Origin of the sequence: Bulleidia sp. HCP3S3_C9 (genome assembly GCF_052064035.1) — a bacterium.
Classification (GTDB): domain Bacteria; phylum Bacillota_I; class Bacilli_A; order Erysipelotrichales; family Erysipelotrichaceae; genus Bulleidia.
This window is the reverse complement of sequence record NZ_JBQHWJ010000020.1, coordinates 1-23462: the sequence shown is the minus strand read 5'-3', so window position 1 is coordinate 23462 and position 23462 is coordinate 1. Positions and strand designations below refer to the sequence as shown.

General features: G+C 37.1%; 25 protein-coding genes, 1 tRNA gene and 1 other annotated feature. Of the genes, 8 read left to right on the top strand and 18 right to left on the bottom strand.

The features are described from left to right. Positions 1-2 precede the first annotated feature (2 nt). On the top strand, positions 3-443 hold the full coding sequence (locus ACTND6_RS05115; RefSeq protein WP_441022509.1) for a VanZ family protein: 441 nt from the start codon (positions 3-5) through the stop codon (positions 441-443). Here ACTND6_RS05115 and ACTND6_RS05110 read toward each other — a convergent pair. The 6 genes from ACTND6_RS05110 to ACTND6_RS05085 form a co-directional block, all read right to left on the bottom strand. Continuing rightward, the gene (locus ACTND6_RS05110) at positions 415-1278 is read right to left on the bottom strand and encodes a transglutaminase domain-containing protein (protein WP_441022510.1); all 864 of its coding nucleotides are present in this window, start codon (positions 1276-1278) and stop codon (positions 415-417) included. The two genes, ACTND6_RS05115 and ACTND6_RS05110, sit on opposite strands and share 29 nt — an antisense overlap. Positions 1279-1426: 148 nt before the next feature. Next, positions 1427-2941 carry a murein hydrolase activator EnvC family protein gene (locus ACTND6_RS05105; protein WP_441022512.1) on the bottom strand — a complete coding sequence of 505 codons (1515 nt, stop codon included), beginning with the start codon at positions 2939-2941 and terminating at the stop codon, positions 1427-1429. A 40-nt stretch (positions 2942-2981) separates the two neighbouring features. Beyond that, complete coding sequence (ybaK, locus tag ACTND6_RS05100) at positions 2982-3470, bottom strand: Cys-tRNA(Pro) deacylase (protein WP_178177076.1); 489 nt, start codon at positions 3468-3470, stop codon at positions 2982-2984. Between the two features lie 39 nt (positions 3471-3509). After that, positions 3510-4301, bottom strand: a complete 792-nt coding sequence (locus tag ACTND6_RS05095; protein ID WP_441022515.1) for an ABC transporter ATP-binding protein — start codon at positions 4299-4301, stop codon at positions 3510-3512. Further along, complete coding sequence (locus ACTND6_RS05090; protein ID WP_441022517.1) at positions 4295-5197, bottom strand: ABC transporter permease; 903 nt, start codon at positions 5195-5197, stop codon at positions 4295-4297. Before ACTND6_RS05090 ends, ACTND6_RS05095 begins: the two co-directional genes overlap by 7 nt. A 12-nt stretch (positions 5198-5209) precedes the next feature. Then, complete coding sequence (locus ACTND6_RS05085; protein WP_441022519.1) at positions 5210-6220, bottom strand: ABC transporter substrate-binding protein; 1011 nt, start codon at positions 6218-6220, stop codon at positions 5210-5212. A 67-nt stretch (positions 6221-6287) separates the two neighbouring features. Further along, positions 6288-6529: a binding site (T-box leader), on the bottom strand. A 149-nt stretch (positions 6530-6678) separates the two neighbouring features. Between ACTND6_RS05085 and ACTND6_RS05080 the strand changes: the two genes are divergently transcribed. The 3 genes from ACTND6_RS05080 to deoD are packed head-to-tail and all read left to right on the top strand — an operon-like array spanning position 6679 to position 9109. Then, positions 6679-7320, top strand: a complete 642-nt coding sequence (locus ACTND6_RS05080; protein ID WP_178177080.1) for a class II aldolase/adducin family protein — start codon at positions 6679-6681, stop codon at positions 7318-7320. A 4-nt stretch (positions 7321-7324) separates the two neighbouring features. Then, on the top strand, positions 7325-8377 hold the full coding sequence (mtnA, locus tag ACTND6_RS05075) for an S-methyl-5-thioribose-1-phosphate isomerase (RefSeq protein ID WP_441022521.1): 1053 nt from the start codon (positions 7325-7327) through the stop codon (positions 8375-8377). 6 nt (positions 8378-8383) lie between these two features. Then, a complete protein-coding gene (gene deoD / locus ACTND6_RS05070) occupies positions 8384-9109 on the top strand; it encodes a purine-nucleoside phosphorylase (RefSeq protein ID WP_178177082.1) in 726 nt (241 codons plus the stop codon). Between the two features lie 31 nt (positions 9110-9140). On the opposite strand, the gene ACTND6_RS05065 is transcribed toward deoD, so the two are convergent. Then, positions 9141-10301, bottom strand: a complete 1161-nt coding sequence (locus ACTND6_RS05065) for an MFS transporter (RefSeq protein ID WP_441022524.1) — start codon at positions 10299-10301, stop codon at positions 9141-9143. A gap of 85 nt (positions 10302-10386) precedes the next feature. On the opposite strand from ACTND6_RS05065, the gene ACTND6_RS05060 reads away from it, so the two are divergent. Further along, positions 10387-11091 carry a tRNA threonylcarbamoyladenosine dehydratase gene (locus ACTND6_RS05060; protein WP_441022525.1) on the top strand — a complete coding sequence of 235 codons (705 nt, stop codon included), beginning with the start codon at positions 10387-10389 and terminating at the stop codon, positions 11089-11091. Positions 11092-11154: 63 nt separating this feature from the next. On the opposite strand, the gene ACTND6_RS05055 is transcribed toward ACTND6_RS05060, so the two are convergent. The 10 genes from ACTND6_RS05055 to ACTND6_RS05010 all read right to left on the bottom strand — a co-directional run bounded on the left by ACTND6_RS05055 (position 11155) and on the right by ACTND6_RS05010 (position 19518). Beyond that, entirely contained in the window at positions 11155-11958 is an 804-nt protein-coding gene (locus ACTND6_RS05055) for a transporter substrate-binding domain-containing protein (RefSeq protein WP_441022527.1), read from the bottom strand. Positions 11959-11970: 12 nt separating this feature from the next. Next, a complete protein-coding gene (locus ACTND6_RS05050) occupies positions 11971-12714 on the bottom strand; it encodes an amino acid ABC transporter ATP-binding protein (RefSeq protein ID WP_441022529.1) in 744 nt (247 codons plus the stop codon). A gap of 1 nt (position 12715) precedes the next feature. Beyond that, positions 12716-13387 (bottom strand): amino acid ABC transporter permease, encoded by a 672-nt coding sequence (locus tag ACTND6_RS05045; protein ID WP_441022531.1) that lies wholly within the window; start codon positions 13385-13387, stop codon positions 12716-12718. 113 nt (positions 13388-13500) lie between these two features. Next, entirely contained in the window at positions 13501-14295 is a 795-nt protein-coding gene (locus tag ACTND6_RS05040; protein WP_441022532.1) for a hypothetical protein, read from the bottom strand. Between the two features lie 26 nt (positions 14296-14321). Next, on the bottom strand, positions 14322-15893 hold the full coding sequence (locus tag ACTND6_RS05035) for an ABC transporter substrate-binding protein (RefSeq protein ID WP_441022534.1): 1572 nt from the start codon (positions 15891-15893) through the stop codon (positions 14322-14324). Then, entirely contained in the window at positions 15890-16726 is an 837-nt protein-coding gene (locus tag ACTND6_RS05030; protein ID WP_441022536.1) for a carbohydrate ABC transporter permease, read from the bottom strand. Before ACTND6_RS05030 ends, ACTND6_RS05035 begins: the two co-directional genes overlap by 4 nt. Then, positions 16723-17610, bottom strand: coding sequence for a carbohydrate ABC transporter permease (locus tag ACTND6_RS05025; protein WP_441022538.1), 888 nt, complete (start codon positions 17608-17610; stop codon positions 16723-16725). Before ACTND6_RS05025 ends, ACTND6_RS05030 begins: the two co-directional genes overlap by 4 nt. Beyond that, a complete protein-coding gene (locus ACTND6_RS05020) occupies positions 17607-18698 on the bottom strand; it encodes an ABC transporter ATP-binding protein (RefSeq protein ID WP_441022540.1) in 1092 nt (363 codons plus the stop codon). Before ACTND6_RS05020 ends, ACTND6_RS05025 begins: the two co-directional genes overlap by 4 nt. Positions 18699-18783: 85 nt before the next feature. After that, positions 18784-19230 carry a GatB/YqeY domain-containing protein gene (locus ACTND6_RS05015; RefSeq protein ID WP_320078964.1) on the bottom strand — a complete coding sequence of 149 codons (447 nt, stop codon included), beginning with the start codon at positions 19228-19230 and terminating at the stop codon, positions 18784-18786. Between the two features lie 12 nt (positions 19231-19242). Next, positions 19243-19518 (bottom strand): chorismate mutase, encoded by a 276-nt coding sequence (locus ACTND6_RS05010; RefSeq protein ID WP_441022542.1) that lies wholly within the window; start codon positions 19516-19518, stop codon positions 19243-19245. Between the two features lie 118 nt (positions 19519-19636). On the opposite strand from ACTND6_RS05010, the gene ACTND6_RS05005 reads away from it, so the two are divergent. The 3 genes from ACTND6_RS05005 (at position 19637) to ACTND6_RS04995 (ending at position 21733) form a co-directional block, all read left to right on the top strand. After that, positions 19637-20848 (top strand): ATP-grasp domain-containing protein, encoded by a 1212-nt coding sequence (locus ACTND6_RS05005; protein ID WP_178175198.1) that lies wholly within the window; start codon positions 19637-19639, stop codon positions 20846-20848. Further along, the gene (locus ACTND6_RS05000; RefSeq protein ID WP_441022544.1) at positions 20845-21600 is read left to right on the top strand and encodes an esterase family protein; all 756 of its coding nucleotides are present in this window, start codon (positions 20845-20847) and stop codon (positions 21598-21600) included. Before ACTND6_RS05005 ends, ACTND6_RS05000 begins: the two co-directional genes overlap by 4 nt. Before the next feature lie 49 nt (positions 21601-21649). Continuing rightward, positions 21650-21733, top strand: a tRNA-Leu gene (locus tag ACTND6_RS04995). Positions 21734-22006: 273 nt separating this feature from the next. On the opposite strand, the gene ACTND6_RS04990 is transcribed toward ACTND6_RS04995, so the two are convergent. After that, positions 22007-23245 (bottom strand): hypothetical protein, encoded by a 1239-nt coding sequence (locus tag ACTND6_RS04990; protein WP_441022546.1) that lies wholly within the window; start codon positions 23243-23245, stop codon positions 22007-22009. Positions 23246-23462: the final 217 nt, after the last annotated feature.

Genomic DNA, 23462 nt, shown 5'->3' with positions numbered 1-23462 from the left:
TTATGAAGAACAAAAAGTATGTATGGATCATCGTATTCCTGTATATCTTATTTATATTTTCAAATTCTCTGCAGATTGGTGAAACAAGCAGTGCCATTTCTGGCGGTCTGACACAATTCTTATTATCCATTCTCCATAGCTTTGGATGGAATATTCCTTTTGATACATTTCATCATTTTATACGTAAACTCGCACATTTCAGTGAATATGCCGGACTTGGCATTCTAGTCATGTACGCTTTGCGCACTGCACCACTACTTACAAACCTAAAACTCAACTACGCACTCTTCTGGATTTTACCGCCATCCATGGATGAAACGATTCAGCACTTTGTACCAAACCGCTATGGCTGTATCAAAGATGTTCTCATTGATATGAGCGGCTTTTTATGTGCGACGCTTATTTATCTTTTCATCATTCACAAGCAGGTAAAGAAACACTGATATCACTTCTAGCATGTGTTTCATCAAATACATCATCTTTCAAATTAAAAAACATATATGGATCTTCTAGCTCATCATCCCACGTAACATCCACATTCCACCACGAACCATCCAGATACACAATATTCCATGCATGATCTTCACTTTCTGCACTTCCCGTTACATATGCACAAGGAATGGATAATTGCTTCAAGATGTATTGAAAAGCTTTTGCATACCCAGCACAAACTGTTTGATGATTCACCAGTGCAGAATACGCCGATTGATTCATTGTTGCATCTAAATCATATGTAATTCTTTCACATAAAGCATCATGAACATATCTTTCTCTTTCTTCATCACTCGGATATACAAGAGCATTCTGTACAATTTCTTCACTGGCTTTTTGGAACAATTGCCGATGTTCTGCAAAATCCTCTGCAGTTTCATGAAACGATAACGTCACAGAAATAACACCCATATTTTCTAACAATTCATAAGAATACCCCTGTTCCAGCCAGAACAGTTCAGGACAATCAAACATTACAGCCTGATATGCATTTGCAATATTCTTTTCTGTAATACCTGCATCAAATGGCTTCAATGTTGTTTCTAATGCATTTGTACAGTCAATGATCTTTGCATAGATCCGTTTTTCTTTTTCATCCAGCATCGCATAATATGGATGATACAAGTCATCATATGCAACAACTTCTTTTTCTTCCTGAAGCAATTGTCCCGTAAAAATATCTTTGACATTATGAAAGAAAGAAGTAAAGATTGCTTCTTTCTTTAAAGTAATGACACAAAAACATAAAAACCATACAGCTAGTAACAAACGAAAGATTCTTTTCATAGAAGCATTATACATAAAAAAGAACTTCAGCTTTCAAAAATATGCAAAGATTATTATTAGAGCTATACATCCAAAATGGATTGCATGACTATTTTTATATTTCAAGCGATATTGAAAAAGGAGACTTTATTACTGCAGTCTCCTTCATTTATCCAATTACATTTTCAGGGCGAATTCTACATGGGGCACCATAGCCATCCTGACATCTTCTACCATAGCCGCCATAGCTGCCAGCCCATCCACATCCAAAGGCCAGATCACCATTCCATGTTCTTAAATAATTTGTAAAATTTGATGCATCTCCTAAATAGAAGATTTCAATATGGCAATGCGGCCCTGTTACATTTCCAGTCGCACCAACTCTGCCAATATAATCTCCTGCTTTTACCTGTGTACCTAAGGCAATTGGTGATCCATATTGCATATGCAGATACTTCACCGCATATAATGATCCATTCACTGCAGTTAACAGATAAATCTGGTTTCCTCCACCACTTGATCCACCTGTACCATGCGCAGTACTTCCAAGATACCCGGTCGTTGCACCATCTGCGCTAACAATCACAACGCCATCTCCAACAGCTCTGATTGTCGTACCCTGGCTTGCCGCAAAGTCATATCCCAGATGTTTTCCACCACCAGGATAGTTCCATGTACCAGCACTGCGATATGCACCAGGCACTGGATTCGTCCATCCAGAAGAGCCAAAGTTTCCAGATGATCCACCGCTGGAAGAATTATCTCCACCACCACTTTCATCTGGAGCTGGCTGTGGTGTATTTGCTTTATCAATCGCAGCCTGGAGTGCATCCATCTGAGCCGCATTAGAATTGATTGTTGCCTTCAAGGAATCCACTGTAGAAGAAATCTTTTCCCCCTGTGCTTCCAGCTCTGCCGCAGTATCTTCTGCAGCATCCTTATATACTTGAATCTTTTCCTGTGCTACTTCTAGAAGTGCTTTTTGATTTTCCTGTGTTTCCTGGCTGGCATTCAATTCATCTTGCTGGGCCTGTTGAGATGCTTTTAAAGTCTCCAATTCTTCCTTGTCACTCTTTAACTGTGCAGATAGATCTACAAGCTGATTTGTTGTCTGGTTATCATAGGCATTGATATCACTCAACCCATTTGCGATACGCAAAAAATCCTGAAACGTAGATGCGCCCATTAAAATAGAGAATTCTTTATGAATACGCATGCCAGACTGTGAAGATACCATTCTGCTTTTCACTTTTTCTCCAAGTTGCGTAATCTGTGCCTGCGTATCATCAATTTCCACCTGCTTTGCATCTGCTTTTGCCTGTGTATCATTGATTTGTGTCTGTAATGCACTGATTTGCGTTTCCAATTCTGCAATCGTACTGTTCAAATCATCAATCTGCTTTTGATACGATGCAATTTCTTCTTTATACGCAACAATATTTGCGGCAATCTCTGCGCGCTTTGCTTTGATTTCTGCAAGTTCTGCCTCACTGTCTGCTTTCTGTTGTGCAATCTCTTTATTTTTAGCATCTAAAGCATTTTTTTTCTTTTGAGAATATGTCTTGCATGCATCACTATACGGATCAGAATCACATGGATTTGTTTCCGCAATAATACTTGTCAAAGGCATACAGCCTATTACACTTGATAAAACAAGGATTTCTTTCACTAATTTCTTTAACATAGCTTTATTATATCAGACAATGTGTATAGTTTTGTGAACATTATATGTTTCTTGTAATTGCCTGCACTTTTCCTTCAGTTACGTTCAACAAATCTTCTACACCAACTTCTACCTGTGTTCCAACTCTGCCGCCAGATACAAGAATCTTATCAAACAGTACGATTGTCTCATCATACACCGTTACAAACTTCTTTTTCATTCCAATGGGAGAGCATCCACCATGAATATATCCTGTCAGTTTCAACAAATCTTTTTGTGGAATCATTTCAACACTTTTTACACCAACTGCCTTAGCACATTCTTTCAGATCCAGTTTTTCCGCAACTGGAATCACAAACACATAATGTTCTTTATCGTTGCCAACCGTTACCAATGTTTTAAATACCTGTTCTGGATCTTCGTTACATTTACGTGCAACGCTCACACCATCAATCAAATCATCACTCACATCATATGTATGAATCTCATAAGATACCCCAGCCTGATCCAGAATTCTCATCGCATTTGTTTTGGTTTCTTTCTTTGCCATATTCTCACTTCCAATTCAATCAAAAAGATTAGCCCTAAGCTAATCTTGCGTCAAGAGGATTCGATCATCATTTAATGCATCTTTAAAACGATGCATCAAAGTATCCACATCCATATTTCTTTTATCATCCACATTCAGATCCTGAATGATCTTTCCCTGATTCATCATCAATGTACGATTTCCTGTAGATAAAGCACTCTTCATATTATGTGTAATCATCAGACAAGTCGTATGATTCTCCAAAACGATCTGATTTGTTAATGACATAATTTTTTCTGCAGCCTGTGGATCCAAAGCTGCTGTATGTTCATCCAGCAATAACAGTTTTGGAGGGACGATCGTAGCCATGAGTAACGTTAATGACTGTCTTTGCCCGCCAGACAATGTCCCGACAGGAACATCCATACGATCTTCCAGACCAATATCCAATTGTTTTAAAACATCTCTAAACTTTTCTTCATCTTTCCTGGAAACACGAGAAAACATCTTTGTATGTTTCCCTGCACGTAAATATGCCAATGCAAGATTCTCACGAATCGTCATATGTGGTGCTGTTCCACGCAATGGATCCTGAAACAATCTGCCAATATATTTGCTTCTTTTATATTCAGGTGTAAATGTAATATTCTCATCATCTAAAAGAATTCTGCCAGAATCCACAAGAAAGTTTCCCGCAATACTGTTAAACAACGTAGATTTCCCGGCACCGTTTGATCCAATAATCGTAACAAAATCACCATCATTCACTGTCAAAGAAAAATCATCTAAAGCTTTCTTTTCATTCACTGTTCCAGGATGGAATGTCTTAGAAATATGTTCAATTCTTAACATGACTTCTCCCTTCTTTCTCGCTTCATTACATCAAGATTCTCTTTGATATATGGAGCTGCAATTGCCAAAGCAACAATGATGGCTGTCATCAGCTTCAAACCTTCTACAGGAATAATATGTGTCTGTAAAACAAATGCATAAATACAGCGATACACAATATTTCCCACAAGACACGCACAGATATTTCTACCAATGGATTTTCTTCCCTGGATCAATGTTTCCCCAATGATCAGCGTCGCAAGACCAATTGTCACAATGCCGCTTCCCGCATTGATATCTGCACTTTTTTGCAGCTGTCCTGCAAGTGCACCACTCAACCCCGTAAACATATTCGCAACAACAAGACCTACAAGAATTGTAAATCTCGGATTGATAGAAGAAGCAGAAACCATATCTCTATTATCACCCGTTGCACGAATGGATAAGCCTAAGCGTGTTGACAAAAACCATTCCATCAACACCATTGCACATAACGCAATCATTCCCACCAGAATAATTGCATTCCATGCGCCACCAATATTTGTTTTCTTAAACAATGAGAAAATCGTTTCATTCTTTAATAAAGAAATATTAGAACTCCATCCCATTGCCATTAAATTAATTGTGTACAATCCAGTATTTGTCACAATGCCAGCCAGAATGGAAGGAACTCCCAGGCGTGTCTGTAATATTGCAGTTACGCATCCAGCACATCCCCCAGCAATCATTCCTAGAATCACACCGGCAAACGGATGACCACCTGCACAACAGGAGACAGAAACCGCCATCCCCAGTACAAAACACCCATCCGTTGTTAGATCTGCAATATCAAGGATACGATAGCTTAAAAACAAGGCCAATGCGACAAACGAATAAACACATCCAAGTTGTAAAGCTGTCTGTATGATATATAACATTCTTTCCTCCGTTTACTCTTCACTTGTTTCTACTTCAACTACATCTCCAAAATCTTTAAATGTATCAGAAGCAATACCTGATTTTTTACTTGCTTCCGTATTGACTGTAATGATTCCACCAGGCATAACTTCATATCTGCCCTTGTAGCCAGTTGCATCCATACCATCTTTCATTGCTTTGTATGCAAGATCAGCAGTTTCCTTGCCAAGTTCTGTATAGTTCACACCACAAGTCGCAAATGCACCATTTCTAACAAATGAATCAGCACCTGTATAGTGAGGAATACCCGCATCCATAAAATCAGAGGCAATGGATAATTCCGCAGCCATAATAACATTATCTGTTGGTGTAAATACCGCATCTACCTTGCTTGCAATCAAGCTGGAAGCAGCCTGTTTGACTTCATCATTTGTATTCGCTGTTGTTTCAACATATTGAATACCTTTTTCATCAAGATATTTCTTAGCTTCTGCAATTGGCTTTGTACTATTTGCTTCCGACTTAGAATATAACAACCCAACTGTCTTCATATCAGGATTTGCCTTTAACATCATTTCCATGATCTGTTTCGTATTCAATGCATCAGATGTACCAGTTACATAATCAATTCCAGTTAGATCTGCAGCTTCAGGATCAGAAATTGCCGCAAATACAACCGGAACAGTTCCATCCGAAGCAACTGTCATTGTCTGTGCTGCTAAAGTTGCGACAGGAACAATCGCATCTACACCTTCACTTGTTACTTGAGAGGCAATCTGTTGTAAGACAGTCTGATCATTCTGACCAGAATACACATCACCATATTCAATTTTCACACCTTCTTTTTCACTAATTGCATCAAATTCATCACAGATTGCCTTAGCAATTTCATCCAGAGATGCATGATCCAACTGCTTCACAACAGCGACTTTATAAGTTTTTGTTTCCTTCGCTGTTGAAGAAGTCGCAGTTTGAGATGATGCACATCCAGTAAGTGTAGCCATGAATGCTGCAGCTAAAGTTAAAGTAAGTACGTTTTTCATGTGATTTTCCTCCTTTTTCTCTAATGCATTTTCTTCATTCGTGATAGAAACAAAAAACGCCTGTCCATCTAAGGACAAGCGTAATAGCCTGCGGTGCCACCTTAATTAGAAGATAATCTTCTCTCTTTGTCACGAAAATGCAATCACATTTCCTGTCCTGTAACGCTGACATTGCGTCTAGAAGTACTCGCATAAAACTTTCATCTAGCCCTCACAGGTCCATTTGCATAGTGCCTCACTGTCGATTTCCACCATCACGACTCTCTAGAAGCTGCCTTCTATGTTTGATCTCCTGTTCATCGGTTTGTATGTTTCAAATATACAGCCTGCCTATATCACCGTCAACAACATAACAAACAATTTTGAAAGAAAAGCAAAAACTTCATGAAACTATTTTCATAAGCACTTTTCTTCTTTTGTATACTTCAATTTATGCAAATCCATAATAGAATACTATTATGAACTATAAACAACAAATCATTGAAGCCGGAATACAAATGGCTTCACAAGACCTCACGATAGAAACATGGGGCAACCTTTCATTACGCGACCCGACAAACGGTCACATTTATCTAACACCAAGCGGCATGCCATATGACACACTCAAAGAAGAAGATATCTGTGTATTGGACAAGGAAGGAAATCTTATAGAAGGTAAACGCAAGCCAAGCATTGAAAGTATGCTTCATGTACGCATTTATCAAAATCGAAGTGATGTCAATGCCATCATGCATACCCATCCAGTTTCTTCCACTGTATTTGGTGTTCTCCACCAGTCCATTCCTGTTGTAACGGATGAAATGGCACAGGCAATCGGAGGAGATGTCAATTGTGCAGAATATGCACTGCCAGGCTCACTAGAACTAGCAGAAAATGTATGCAATGCGTTAGGCACAACACAAGCATGTCTGTTAAGCAATCATGGTGCATTATGTGCTGGTAAAGACATGAAAGAGTGCTTTAAAGTCGCAAAAGTCTTAGAAACAAGTGCAGATATCTACTATAAAGCACTCTGCATTGGAAAACCCGTTACAATCTCTAAAGAGAATGTCGACTGGATGCGAGACTTTGCACTCAACAAGTACGGACAGAAAGGATAATACGATGGAACAATTAGAAGTCATCAAAATTACAGAGGATGCTAAATCATTGATTATCTTAGATCAGACACAGCTTCCAAATCACGAAGAATATCTCACTTTACAGACAAAAGAAGAGATGTGGAAAGCAATCAAGCTTTTACAGGTACGTGGTGCACCAGCCATTGGCGTATTTGCAGGATATGCCATGGCAGTCTTGGCACAGCACTATCCATACGATTCCTATGATGCATTCAAAAAAGCATTTGATCAAGATGCGGACTACTTAAATACAAGCAGACCAACCGCAGTCAACTTATCATGGGCTTTAAACCGTATGAAAGCTTTTGTAGAAGCAAATGTTATTGATGTTGCTGCCATCAAGGTAAAACTTGTAGAAGAAGCAAAAACAATTGACAAGGAAAATCTTGCGATGAATCAAAAAATTGCAGAATATGGTGTCACACTATTAAAGGATGGCGATGGCATCTTGACACACTGCAATGCAGGATACTTGGCATGTCTTGGTTACGGTACCGCAACAGCACCAATGTATCTCGCACATGAAAAAGGAATGAATATTCATGTATATTCCGATGAAACCAGACCTCTATTACAAGGTGCAAGATTAACAAGCTATGAACTGTTTAAAGCAGGAATTGATGTTACTTCCATCTGTGATAACATGGCAAGTATTGTCATGAAACAAGGAAAGATTCAATGTGTTATGGTTGGATGTGATCGTATTGCGGCAAATGGTGACTTTGCCAACAAGATTGGTACAAGTGGTGTTGCCATTTTAGCAAAACATTACGGAATTCCTTTCTACACATTAGGACCATCTTCTACAATTGATTTCAATACAAAGTGTGGAGATGATATCCACATTGAAGAAAGAGATGAAGAGGAAGTTGGTTCCATGTGGTACAAAGAACCAATGATCTTAAAAGACATCAAGAAATATAACCCATCATTTGATGTGACTGACCACTCTCTTCTCACTGCGATCGTTACAGAAAGAGGAATCGTTTATCCACCATTTGATGTCAATTTAAAGAAACTATTTAACAAGGAGTAAAACAAAATGGAAAACAAAGAAAGTATTTCAGCATCAATCGTTCAAAAAGCAGAAATCAGTAAAGTTGTACTGATGCCTGGTGATCCGCTGCGTGCAAAAACACTTGCCGAAAAGTATTTAACAGATGTTGTATGTTTCAATGATACACGTAACATGTTAGGTTATACAGGAACATACAAAGGAAAGAGAATTTCTGTTATGGGACATGGTATGGGTGTTCCATCCATTGGTATCTATACACATGAATTATTTACACAGTTTGGTGTAGATACAATCATTCGTATCGGTTCTGCTGGTGGATTAGATATGGATGTCAATGCAAAGGACGTTGTCATTGCGGAAGCAGCATCTACAAACTCCAGCTATGGGAATGCATATGGTATCCCTGGCCAATTTGCCGCATGTGCTGACTATGACCTGTTATCGACTGCAGTAGAAGCCGCAAAAGAAAATAATATCCCATGTAAAGTTGGTAAAGTTTATACATCTGATTTCTTCTACTATCCACAGACAGGATTAAACGAAAAATTAAGAGACTTTGGTCATTTATGTGTTGAAATGGAAGCTGCTGGATTATACTGGGAAGCAAGTGCAAATAGAAAGAAGGCATTAGCAATTCTTTCCATCTCTGACCATTTATTCAAACCAGTTGCTTTAACAGCAGAAGAAAGACAAAACAGTTTCACAGATATGATGCTCATCGCATTAGAAACTGCCTGGAAATTTGCATAATACATCAAAAGGCACTTCACAGTGCCTTTTCTTATGCTTTTTTATGAATGATACCTACACCAATTAAAATCAATGCACCAATCACTGTCATCAACATTGCGAATATAAGCATGCTGCTTAATCCAAATGCATCCTGCAAGATTCCACCAACAACATTTCCAAGCATAGAACCAAGACCAGTTGTCATCATTCCAAGCAATGTCTGACCCATGATCTGATCTTCTTTTTCACATGTATCACTGACGTAATACGCCATTGTTGAAGTCAACAAGCCATAGGATGTACTTTGAAACAAAACACCAATAAATACAAACAATAGCGAAGGTGCCATCGCAATCAGAATATTACGACAAAGATAGCTCACACCCGCAACAACAATCAAAGTCATCACATCAAACTTTCGCATCAGTTTTCTTGTAACGGCCATCGCAGGCATTTCACTCGCTGCCATCGCAAATACCGCAAACCCATAAATCATTGTATTTCCGCCAAGATGCTCCACAACATTGATCAGATATGTAGATAAAGAAGTACTGGCAGAAAATGTAAATGACCATCCAAGAAGAATCACAAATAACAATTTATATTTTTTGATAATTGTTAAAATATTGCCGCTTTTCTTCACTTCATGCTTTTCTTCATGATAATCCGGAAAAGTATTCACAACACTTAGAAGACATATTACTCCACAAAGAAATAATACAGATAGAACATTTGGATCAAACCATTCCACAAAATTACTCAATACAACTGCACTGACGGCATAGGACACAGATCCCATACCTCTTGCTAAGCCAAAGTTTACTTCCACTCCCTGTGCAATATAATTCATCGCAATCGTTGAAACAAGTGGAACACAAGAAAGAAACGCCGTTAAGATATAAATATAACAAAGCATGATGAATCCAGCAGGCAATGAAACATAAGAAATCATCAGGAATACAATGGAAGCAACAGATAATAAACATGTAATTAATTTAGGAATTGTCAGATTCTGAATTTTATTTAACAAAGAAGTTACGAATGGTGAAATCAATGTAATTAAAATGCAGCTTGCCCCCGTAACAATCCCAATCAACGTATTGTCTAATCCCTTGCTTTTCAAATAAATTGCCACAAATCCATTAATACAGCAAGAAATCATCCAGAATAAAATATGTAGAATATTATAGCGTGTTTGAATATGATGCATATTTTCCCCCTCTAATATTTGTAATTGTATCACTTGCATTCACTCCTTCAAAACATTAAAATCGTTTCATTGAGGTAACATGCGTATGAGCAATCCATTCATTCGATCACAACTCGTCCTTGGAGAAGAAGGATTAAAGAAAATAGCCAATGCAAGAGTCGCCGTATTTGGCGTTGGAGGTGTTGGCGGATACGTCATTGAAGCACTTGCACGTTGTGGTATTGGAGAAATCGATATCATTGATAATGATACAGTGGCTGAATCGAATATCAATCGTCAGATCATCGCAACGCATTCCACGATTGGAGAATATAAAGTCGATGTCATGGAAAAAAGAATCAAAGACATTTCACCAGATACGATCGTACATAAATATACGACATTCTATCTTCCAGAAAACAGAGATACATTTGATTTCACAAACTATGACTATATTGTTGATGCCATCGATACTGTTACTGCCAAGATCGATATGATCTGTTACGCAAAAAGTGTAAAAACACCAATCATCTCCTGTATGGGATGTGGAAATCGAATGGATCCGACACAATTAGAACTCACAGATATCTATAAAACAAAAAATGACCCTCTCGCGAAGGTCATGAGACACGAACTGAAGAAAAGACATATCAACAAATGCAAAGTTGTTTGCTCAAAAGAATTGCCAGTCAAAACACATTACACAGAACAAGACAGCAAGAAACGTTCTGTTCCAGGATCTACCGCATTTGTTCCAAGTGCTGCAGGACTCATCTGTGCAAGCTATATCGTTAGAGAATTAATCAAATAATTCTCTAACTTTTTTATTTTTTGCATACAAAAAGAGTTCTAAACATAGAACCCTTTACTAAAATTATTCTGTTGTGATATCTGCACCAAAAAACTTTGTAGAAATTTCAGAAAGCTTTCCTTCACTTCTCAATTCATCAATGGCTTTATTGATTGCTTCACGAAGAGAATCATTGTCGCTGCCCTTCTTTAGAGGAAAAGCATATTTTGTTGTTTCTTCATCTGTAGCCGCAACCTTTAACTTGTCAGAGTTTCCTGTTGTATTGAAATAATCCTGAATAGAAGTATTTGCGTTAATTGTTGCTTCTACTGTTCCATTCAATACAAGATCCATTGTTTCACCTAATGTATCAACATTTGTTACTGTTGCACCATTATTTTCACCCATTTCAGCATATGTGGAACCAGTAGAATTTGCAGTTGTCTTACCCTTCAGATCCGCAAAAGACTTGATATCAGAATTATCTGCTTTCGTAACGATAACCGCATGATCATATGCATATGGTTCAGTAAAATCATAAGAATTTGATCTTTCTTCCGTGATATCTACACCATTTGCCATCATATCAAATGTACCCTGGGCAACACCTGTCAAGCCACCATCAAAGTTTACTTCTTTAAATTCAGCTTCTACACCTAATTTATCCGCAACAGCCTTGGCAACTTCTACATCAAATCCAACAAGTTCATCTGTTGTTTCATCATGATATGTAAATGGTGACCATACACCTTCTGTCGCAATTGTAATCTTTCCTGCACTTTGAATACGTGCTAAATGATCACCACTTGCAGAAGCTGCAGATGTCTTAGCGCTGGAGCAGCCAGCCAAAGCAGTTACGAGCATTGTTGTGAGTAATAGTTTTTTCATGTTCTTTTCTCCTTATCTTGTATTTTCTAAACGTAAGAACTCTCTTGTTCTTTCCTGTTTTGGATTTTCAAAAAATTCTTTCGAAGTACCTTGTTCAATGATCTTACCACCTTCCATAAAGATCACATGATTGCTCACTTCCTTCGCAAATGACATTTCATGTGTTACGACGATCATTGTCATACCTTCATTTGCAAGCTCACGCATAACGTTCAATACTTCCCCAATCAATTCAGGATCTAAAGCAGATGTTGGCTCATCAAAGTAAATGATTTCTGGATTTGTTGCCAATGCACGTGCAATCGCAACTCTTTGCTGCTGACCACCTGATAATTGAGAAGGATAATGCGAAGCACGATCTTCCATACCTACTTTTCTAAGCATTTCGAGTCCAATTTTCTCTGCCTGTTTCTTATCCATCTTTCTTGCTGAAGTTAAGCCAAGCATAACATTCTGCAATGCTGTCTTATTCGCAAACAGATTATAGTTCTGAAATACAAATCCGGTTTTCTTTCGAATATCACGAATATCATTCTTATGCATGGATGCAAGATCATATTCTTTTTCATCAAACACCATCGTTCCCTGATCTGCGGTTTCTAAAAAATTAATGCATCTCAACAATGTTGTTTTCCCAGAACCACTTGGTCCAAGAATTGCAATCACATCACCTTTATGAACAGATAGATTGACACCATTCAGCACATTCAATGAACCAAATGATTTATGAATATCTTTAATTTCTAATACTGACATATCACTTTGTACCTCCATAACTGTTCAATTTCTTTTCTCCAAGCTTCTGCAGCCAGGAAATCACAGAACAGAACAATAGATATACAACCGCCACTTCAATATACAAAGGCAGATACACATATGTTCTGCCAATGATCTGACGTGTACGCATAAACATTTCAACAACTGTAATATTAGAAGCCAGAGATGTATCTTTCACCATAGAAATCAGTGAATTTCCTAAAGATGGGAATGCTGTACGAAATGCCTGTGGCAATACAACATGCCACATGATCTGCATATAGCTCATACCAACACAATACCCAGCTTCCATCTGTCCTTTTGGCACACTTTCCAGACATCCACGAATCGTTTCAGAACAATACGCACCCTCATTCAAAGCAAATACAACAGCTGCAGTCACAAACGCTGTTGTTTCAATACCAAATGCTTTCAAGCCATAGAAGCCAACCATCAATTGAACAAGTAATGGTGTTCCACGAATCAGCCAGATATAGAAACGGCTGATTTGTTTCAATACAGGAACATTTGCATACTGCACCATTGCCACAACAACAGCGATTACAAGTGCCAATGCAAAAGAAATCAATGTCAAAGGAATCGTCACTAAGATTCCAGGAATCAATATTTTTGTAAAAGATTCACTTAATATCTGTAATACTCTTGCGTCCATTTCTTTATTTTCTCTTTTCTAGGATGTTTCACATTGTACATAACTCACACATAAGAATCCACTCATATGCCCAAAAAAAGTACTTCAGCATAAGCCAAAGTACTTTAAATCATTTACTTCACTGTAATGTTTGTAATGTGTGGGTTAACACCATTGTACCAGTAAAGGTAACCATCACAGTCAATTGTGTCTCCAACCTTTAGATTTTCAACAGCCTTATATACATCTGTATCTTTTCCACAAAGATAAGATTCAACTGTGAATGTATATGTATTTCCATCAAGATCTACATTGAAGTACAAGTCATCACCCTGTGTTCCAGAACCATCATAGTTGTAAAGATAAGCAACATCTTTTCCATCAGCATCCTTGCTTGCAGAAACTGTCAAACCTTTGACAGAGAACTTTTCATTCTGATGCTTGATCAATTCATCTTCATTTGCGAGCATGTCTGTAAGATCTACAGGTTCAGCAATATAGTTGCCTTCTTCAATTTCAAATGTAGCGTCTGTGATTTCAACTTCACCACTCCATTCACTCTTGTAGCCAACAGCCTTGATCTTTGTACCTTCTGTCAACTTGTTGTAGTCTTCTTCACTCATTTCAACGTCATATAAGAAATAAGCACCTTCCTGGTCCTGTGTATAAAGGGTTGCTTTACCAACACCCTTATCTTCCCACCAGCCTTGTTTTGCCTGTACGTAAGTTTCAACTGTTACTTCTGAATCAACTGCGGCGTCAACATATTCAGCGTATGTCATAACACCTTCGCTCTTTGTGCCATCTTCTGCAACAACACTTGTTTTGCCTTCACCTGTTGAAGAAGTCTTGCTTGATGCAGGTGTAGAACAGCCAGCCATAGAAGCAATTACCGCAGCAGATAAAACTGTAGATAAAATCTTGTTCATTTCTTTTCTCCTTTTTTCCCTGAATATTATATCTCACGTTTGTTTCTCTTACGCAAGAATATAACCACAATAATGCAAATCCATGCAAATACTAATGATCCAAGTAATAGCTTAGATTCCATTGGCAATGGTGTATTCACCGATGTTGTCTTAGAAATAGAATCTAAACGATACAATGACTTCACTTTTTCAAATTCATCTTCAATGAATGCATCATCCACTTTCTTATGTCTGCGGATACCTTTCGCAACATCTTCAATCATTTGACCAGCCGCATCTCTTAAGGAAGCAGATCCATTGAATACTGGTGTAGTAAATGTATGTGCAACATTATCAATCAATAGCTTTGTAGCCTCAATCTTCACAGAATAATGTTCATCATGATCTTTTCCTTCACTAGATAAATACGATTGATAGCTCTCCGTATTTCTCGCTTTGCTTGTGACTGGTACATATCCTTCCGTTTCACTATAGCCAATCTGCACATCATCACTCAATAAGTACTGTGCAAACAGCCAAGAAGCAACAACCTGATTTGGATCATCTTTGTTAAACACACAAATCGAAGGCCCCTGAGAGATCATCTTTGGATCATTCACATCATATTGAGGTACAATACGTACTTCAGTTTTGAAATCCACTTTATTTTCTTCTGCGATATCAGACAATGGTGCATCTGTTCCCATCCACGTAGAACCAGCCGTAGAATCAATCGCAAATACACATTGTCCCGCATTTAAAAAGTTCGCAGGATAAGAAGAAATCTTAAACGTTGAAAATGCACCTGTTTCTACATGGCCTGCAATTTCGCCAAGAATTTCTTTTGTATCGTCATTAAAGATTTCAATGTTTCCATTTTCATCCGCATATCCAGCACCTTTCTGTTTCAACATTTGAATCATCATGTTATCAGTGCTTTTATAGATAAACGGAATCATGACATTCTGACCATTTAAAGCATACGTTCCATCCACATTTTTTTTCGTTGCGGCTTCAGAAACTTCAAAGATATAATCCCATGTCAATACATCAGGTATTTCATAACCCAGTTGATGCACATAGTCTGCATTGATATACACAACTTCACTAGAGCGCATAAATGGCAATGCATAATACTGTCCATTCAGCATGCATTCCTCTAGATATTCAGGAATGATTTCATCTTTCTTGATAGAATCATACTTCACATCACTCCCACCAAGTCCATATTTCTCATCATCCATGAGTGTATCCAATGGAACAACCGTATCACTGCCTGAAAGATACGTTGCGATATGATCAGGATACGTAATACATACATCTGGTGTTGTATTTGTAGAAATATTTGTTATGACATCATTGTAGATTTTTCCATAGTCTGTATATAAACGAATATTGACCTTAATGTTTGGATATAATGCTTCAAAATCATTGATTGCCTTTTGGTATACTGCAGTTTGATTTTTATTTGTATCATTCTTTGCCCAGAACGTCACTTCATAATTCTTTGAAGTATCAAAAGAAGCAGGCATTGCAAACGAAGAGGTTGTACGCTTTCCATGACACCCGCTGCACAATAGAAGCATACTCGCAAGAAGAAGCTTGAAATATTTCTTCATCCTTTTGTACCTCCTCTTTTCACACCTTCCATGATCTTGTTATGGAAAAGCAAGAACAAAATAATCAGTGGAATCGAAATTACCACAACAGCTGCCATCATCGCAGGAATGTTCTCTCTTCCAAAACCATTTTCACGAATTTCCTGAATTCCATTAGAAACAAGATAATACTTCTCATTATCAGTAATCAATCTAGGCCATACATAACTATTCCAGCATTCAATGACTTTCAGAATTGTAATTGTAACTACTGTTGGAGAACAAACTGGCAATAGCACTTTCCAAAGATATTCCCAGTCACTCAATCCATCCACTTTCGCTGCTTTATACAATTCTTCAGGAACCTGTTCAAAGTTTTCCTTCAAAAGATAAATATAGAACACTGATGTAATAGAAGGTAAGATCAACCCCATAAATGTATTTCTCAGATTCCAGTTCGTAATTGTCACAAAGTTTGTAATAACGACAAGTTCATTTGGAATCATCATCAAGGACAGAAACAATGTAAATACAATATTCTTTCCCTTGAATTTCAGTCTTGCAAATGCATATGCCGCAAGAATCGTTACAAACAACATGACACCTGCCGTAATGACAGTAAACAATACAGTATTGCCAAAATATCCAGCTAAGTTCACTTCTGAAAATGCAGATATGTAGTTTTCTAATGTTGGTGAAGATACAAATAATTTCGGAATATATTCACTGTTATAGCTTCCATAGCTCTTAAAAGAAGTTAAAACCATCCAATAGAATGGAAATAATACAACGAGTGCCCAGAATGCAAGGAATACATGAATACATATCTTCTTCAATAGATGCTTGTTTTTCATTCTGCTTCATCTCCTTTCGTTGACAAAAGCAAATTGATCACTGTAATCGTTAATACGATGGCAAACAAAATGAGTGCTGCAGCAGAAGCATATGAAGGATATCCTCCAGAATTTCCATATAACATGTCATACACATACCCAACAATCGTATTCATACCCGCTGCATTTAAATTTGTACCAAAAATAGCAACTTCATCACTATAAGCTTTAAATGCCCCAATAAATCCGGTGATTACTAAATATGAAATCATTGGCATGATCATTGGCAGTGTAATTTTCGTAAATGTTCTAAAAGAACTTGTTCCATCTACCTTGGCAGCTTTGTATAGATTCTGATCTACAGAAGCAAGTGCACTTGTTAAAATCAATACTTTAAATGGCAGAACGATCCAGATCGTATAGATACACATCGTCAGCATCTTTGCCCAATATGGTCCTTCAATAAAATCAACGCTGTTACCGCCAAAGAATTGAATGATCATATTGATAAAGCCATCAGAATAAGGTGTCTTCTTAAACAAGATCATAAATACAAGGCCAACAGCCAATGTATTCGTTACATAAGGCAAGAAATAAATTGTCTGATACAATTCTTTGACTTTCTTGATCGAAGACAATGCCAAAGAAAGCAATAATGCCAGTCCTGTTGATAACGGAACTGTAATAATGACAAGCAGGAATGTATTCTTCACTGCCTGTAAAAAATAAGGATCGCGCAGAACATACGAAAAGTTATAGAAACCAATACCAGAATATGTCTGTGAAGCAGAGTTGTACCCTTCCTGCAATGAATAGACAAGAACATCGAACAAAGGATAAATCATGAATATCCCAAGAAGAATCAAGGAAGGTAATAGATACAGCCAAGGACGAACTTTCTTCATGCATCTTCCTCTAAAGCAATTCTATTCTCACTTTCATCAAACAAATACAGTTTATGTGGTTTCAAAGAAAAACGAATCGTATCACTGTTTTCAATCTTTGTTTCACTCGGTACAACAATACGCATATGATCCATCTGCATACCTTCATGTGTACAGATGACACTCGTATCTCTGCCAAGCTTTTCAATCTTTTGCAGAGAACATACAAATGGTCCATTTTCATCAACCAGCAATCCTTCAGGACGAATTCCAACAAACACATTCTGATCTGGAAGGTCAACATTGAAAATGACATCCTTCCCAATCAGAAGATTTCCATTTTCAATCTTTCCATGCAATACATTGATTGCTGGCGTGCCAAGAAACTTTGCCACAAACAAATTTACAGGATTATCATAAATTTCCTGTGGCTTATCCATCTGCTGAAGCACACCATCCTTCATCACAACCATCAAATCACTGATTGACATTGCTTCTTCCTGATCATGTGTAACAAACACAGTCGTAACACCTGTTTCCTGCTGAATTCTACGAATCTCTTCTCTTGTAGAAAGACGCAGTCTAGCATCCAGGTTACTCAATGGCTCATCCAGCAATAACACTTTTGGCTGCTTTACCAAAGCACGTGCAATCGCAACACGCTGTTGCTGACCGCCAGATAAAGCAGAAGGTTTACGATCCATCAAAGAATCAATCTGTACAAGCTTCGCAGCTTCCATTGCTTTTTCTTCAATGACCTGCTTACTTAATTTCTCTTTTCCTTTTTTATTTTCCAAAGGAAACATAATGTTCTGTTTTACTGTTAAATGTGGATATAACGCATAGCTTTGAAAAACCATACCAACATCTCTATTTTCAACAGGTACATTTGTAATATCTTCATCCCCAAAAAAGATTTTTCCCTCTGTAGGTGTTTCCAGTCCACAGATCATATTCAATGTAGTACTTTTTCCACATCCAGATGGACCAAGTAAAGCAACAAGCTTGCCATCCGGTATTTCAAAATTAAAATGATCTACCGCAGTTACGGCAGGTGTGTGTTTTCCTTGTGGAAATACTTTTGTCAGGTTCTCTAAAACGATTTTCATACGACCCCTTATAGTCATTTTGACTCTATCTTTGCTTCACTATTATACCACGTATATAAAAAACGACCACACAAGGTCGTTTCCATTAATGTAATAGTGTACCTAAAACCTGATTAACAAGCTTACCATCCACCTGTCCTTTATATTGTGCCATCATTTCTTTCATCACAACACCTTGTGATTTCTTGACAGGTTCCAGTCCCTTTTCACTCATAATTTTTTCAATTGCTTCTTTGATTTCTTCAGCACTCAATTGTTTAGGCAGATAAGATTCAAGAATTTCAATTTTCTTCTTTGTTTCTTCAATCAAATCTGTTCTAGAAGCAGGTGTCTGTTGTAAAGAATCACGTGTCTGTTTCAATTCACGCTGTACATAAGTCAATTCATCTTCCTTGCTTAATTCAACACCTTTTTCTTTTTCAGCAAGCGCAACGGCAGAAATTACCATGCCAAGAACACCCTTTTTCACAGTATCGTGTTCCTTCATTGCCATCATGTTGTCTTTTCTTAACTGTTTTAATAATTCACCCATAGAATTTCCTCCTTACATTTCATCTTGTATCTGTCTTTGAAATTCTTTACTTAAAGCTAATAGATCATGGTACCATGCTTCAAAGTATGGTTTGATATCATCATCCTGAATGCGATCTACATTCTTTTTCGTAATTTCATTTTCTCTATCTGAATTTAATATTGGCAAGCGGTTTTCAATTTTGTAATCAATGACATCACGTACTGTTTCAAATCTTTCTTCAAACAATTTTGCAATCTGTGCATCAATTTCATCAATTTTTTCTCTATCTTTATCTAATCTACTCATTTATGAAACCTTTTTCAACAAAAATGCCTTTCTTTCAATAAAGATTATATACTCATTCATGAAAAATAGCGTTTATATGATACTATTTTAAACATAAATGGGTTAAAGGAGAGAACATATGGGAAAGAATTTTGTTTTTATATCTCCAACATTTCCAAAGACATATTATCAGTTTCCACAGGCATGGAAACGCATTGGTGGTACTTCTTTGTGTATCGGTGAAGATTATTATGACTCTTTAAGTGAAGAGATGAAAAATGCATGTGACGAATACTATCGTGTCGATAACATGCAAGATTATGATCAGATGTATCGTGCCGTTGCATGGTTCGCTCATAAGCATGGAAAAATTGACTGGCTGGAAAGCAACAATGAATTCTGGCTGGAACAAGATGCAAAACTACGTACAGATTTCAATATCACTTCTGGTGACAACGAAACTTCTGTCATGCGCTATAAAACAAAATCAAACATGAAAGCCTACTATGAAAAGGCAAATGTTCCAGTTGCGAGATACCATATGGTTTCTACATATGAAGAAGGAAAGAAGTTTGTAGATCTTGTTGGATATCCAGTCATTGTCAAACCAGACGATGGTGTTGGTGCCAATACAACATGGAAAATCAAAAACGACAAACAGCTCAAAGACTTCTACAAGCAAAACATCCAGACACAGTACATCATGGAAGAATTTGTTCCAGGATCTATCGTTTCCTTCGATGGTATCGTAGATCAAGATAACAACATCATCTTCCAGACATCCCACGTATTCCCTGAACCAATCATGGATATCGTAAACAGTGCAGATGAATGCTGGTATTACAGTGAAAGAGAAATTCCAAAGGATCTTGTTGAAATGGGCACACGTGTTATCAAAGCATTTGATATCCGTGGACGATTCTTCCATACAGAATACTTCAGACTCTATGAAGATAAAGAAGGCTTAGGCAAAAAAGGAGATCTTGTAGGCTTAGAAGTTAACATGAGACCTCCTGGAGGATATACACCAGATATGATGAACTACGCAAATGATATCAATGTATATCTCATCTATGCCAATATGGCAATGTATAATGAAGGCTTATACAAAACAGATCGACCATATCATTGTGTATATGTCGGTAGAAGAGATAAATACAATGGCATCTATACAAATGGATCCACATCTATCTTCTCAAAATATGGTCAATCCATTGTCATGCATGAAAGAATGCCTGACCTGTTATCTTCCGCAATGGGAAATGAATTCTACATTGCACGCTTCAAAACAAAGAAAGAAGTCAAAGATTTTGTAAACTTCGTATACAAGAAAGACAAGGTGAAGAAATGAAAACAGAATACTATAAAGAATATTCTCAAAACCTGGGAAGAGACATGGAATTTAAAGTCTATGGATATTCCGGTAGACCATTTCTTGTATTCCCATCACAAGATGGTCGTTTCTTTGACTATGAAAACAATGGCATGATCGATGCTGCAAAAGACTATATTGAATCAGGTCGTATTCAAATGTTCTGTTGTGATTCTAATGATGTCAATTCCTGGAGTTCAACTTCCTGGGATAATCGAAATAGAATCCTCCAGCAGGAAGCATATATGCGTTACATCACAGATGAACTCTGTCCAAGAATCTTTGATATCAATGCCAAGGCAAACAATGGCACATATGCAAAAGGTATCATGACAACTGGCTGTTCTATGGGTGGAACACATGCATTGAATTCCTTGCTTAGAAGACCCGACATCTTTGCAGGATGCATTGCATTAAGCGGTGCATACAATGCAAGACTCTTCTTCCCTGACTATTGGGATGATCTAGTATATGCAAACTCACCAGTCGATTATCTAGAAGGCATGCATTATGATGATCCAAAAGTTGAAATGTATCGCCATAGAGATATCATCGTATGTTGCGGTAGAGGTGCATGGGAAGTTCCAATGCAGGAAGATGCCGGAAGAATCAAAGAATTGCTTGAATACAAGAATGTACCAGCCTGGGTAGATTTCTGGGGAACAGACGTCGCACACGACTGGCCATGGTGGAGAAAGCAGCTTCCATACTATTTAAACTATGTTTGCTAAGAATGCATATTGCATTCTTTTTATTTTTCTGATAGAATACTTAAGCAATGCGGATATGGTGGAATTGGCAGACACGTCAGATTTAGGATCTGATGCCCTCGGCGTACAGGTTCAAGTCCTGCTATCCGCACCATTTAAAAATCGCTGGAAACAGCGATTTTTTTTTGCTTGTAAATTATCATTCAGAAGCATTTGCTTTCCATAGTTCTCGCGACAAATTACAATGAATTTTATTCTTTTACAGTTTTTTACAATTCTTTACTGTTTTATGTTTCTTTTACAGTTCTTTACTGTTTTTTACTGTTAAAAAAAGAAAAACTCTCATGTTCTTTTGGAACACAAGAGTTTTTTCTAAAGCAAACTAGCTGTCAATTCGTATTATTTCCTTCTATCATTCTCTATTTACTTACATCTTATTCATTTCTTCATTCAAATATATCTTAGCTTTATGACATAGATAAAAATACATCAACAGAAATAATACCTGCGGTATCCACAATATCCACAAATTCGTATGAATCAATCCATATTTAATCACACGAGATATAGATAATCCAGATTCAACATACATCGAAGTTCTACGTGTCAATAAAAGCCAAAGAATTGGTATAGAAATTCCATTCACTGACAGAAATACAATCAACGCAAACAATGGAGAGTTTATTAGAAACATCTTGTTCATCCATCTTTGATTCATTCCCAATTCATGCAACAAATGGATTCTATCCGTTTCACTTCTGAGGAAATACAATTGATTCTGATACATTTGCACCAAGAAAATCAAACAAAGCATCACCGTTACAATACCAATATAGAATATCTTCGTGTAGATTTGGTTTTTCATTTGTTCAACTTCAATTCTATGATTATTAAAAGTTATACTTTGATTACGATTGATCATTGACATTAACTTATCTGTCACATCATACGAAGCATGATGGTTTCCATGTGCGATAACTTTATTATATTTCAAAGAATCCATATCAAATAATTGGCAATATAGTTTTTCAGATACAAATATTGTTCCCGGAGTTATGTTTGCATCAACATTAATTGTATTCAAATGATCAATTACTGTTTCACATTTCACTTGTATATTATGATTGCCGGCTTTTAACGAAAGCATTTCTCCATCATGCAAAGCAATTTCAGTTCCGGTTATTTTCTCCTTCATGTCCGAATCTACGACTTGAATGGAGCCATCTGATATTTTCGCCAAAGACATAAAGTAGCAAATCACAGATTCCCCACAATTAAATTCTTCCTTGTCTGTTACATCCACAATATCATTCCAGATAGAAGAATTCTCAGGCAGCATAACAATTGTCACAGGTAATCCTGTTGTTTCATTACAATCCACATATTTATATGATGCATACAATTTCACATATGGATCATTTAATGCATTTTCATACTGAACATACAGCAGCTGATCATTCATTCCATAATATGAAGCACTTGATAAATATTTTATCGTTTCAATTCCTTCTGTATTTTGAATCTTATTCAATTGCTGAAAAGTTAATCCATCTGTTGGAGAATCCGTACTCCATTGATAGGAATACCCTAAATGCTCCATATTCCATTGATATAATTGCCATGAAGTAGAAATGCTATACATACAGACAAACAACATTCCAATCATTCCAGTACATAGAATTCTATTCAACCAATGTCATTAAGTTAAGGCATTGAACCAATTGAATCTCTAAAGTGCACTGCGCATTAACTTGCGTAGTGCTTTTTTTCTGCAATGAAATATTTTTCTCAGATATGAACAAATCGTTCATATTTACGCATAAATATGCAAAATATTGCTTGACAGGCTTGAAAACGGAACATTAAACATAATCCGAAGGAAA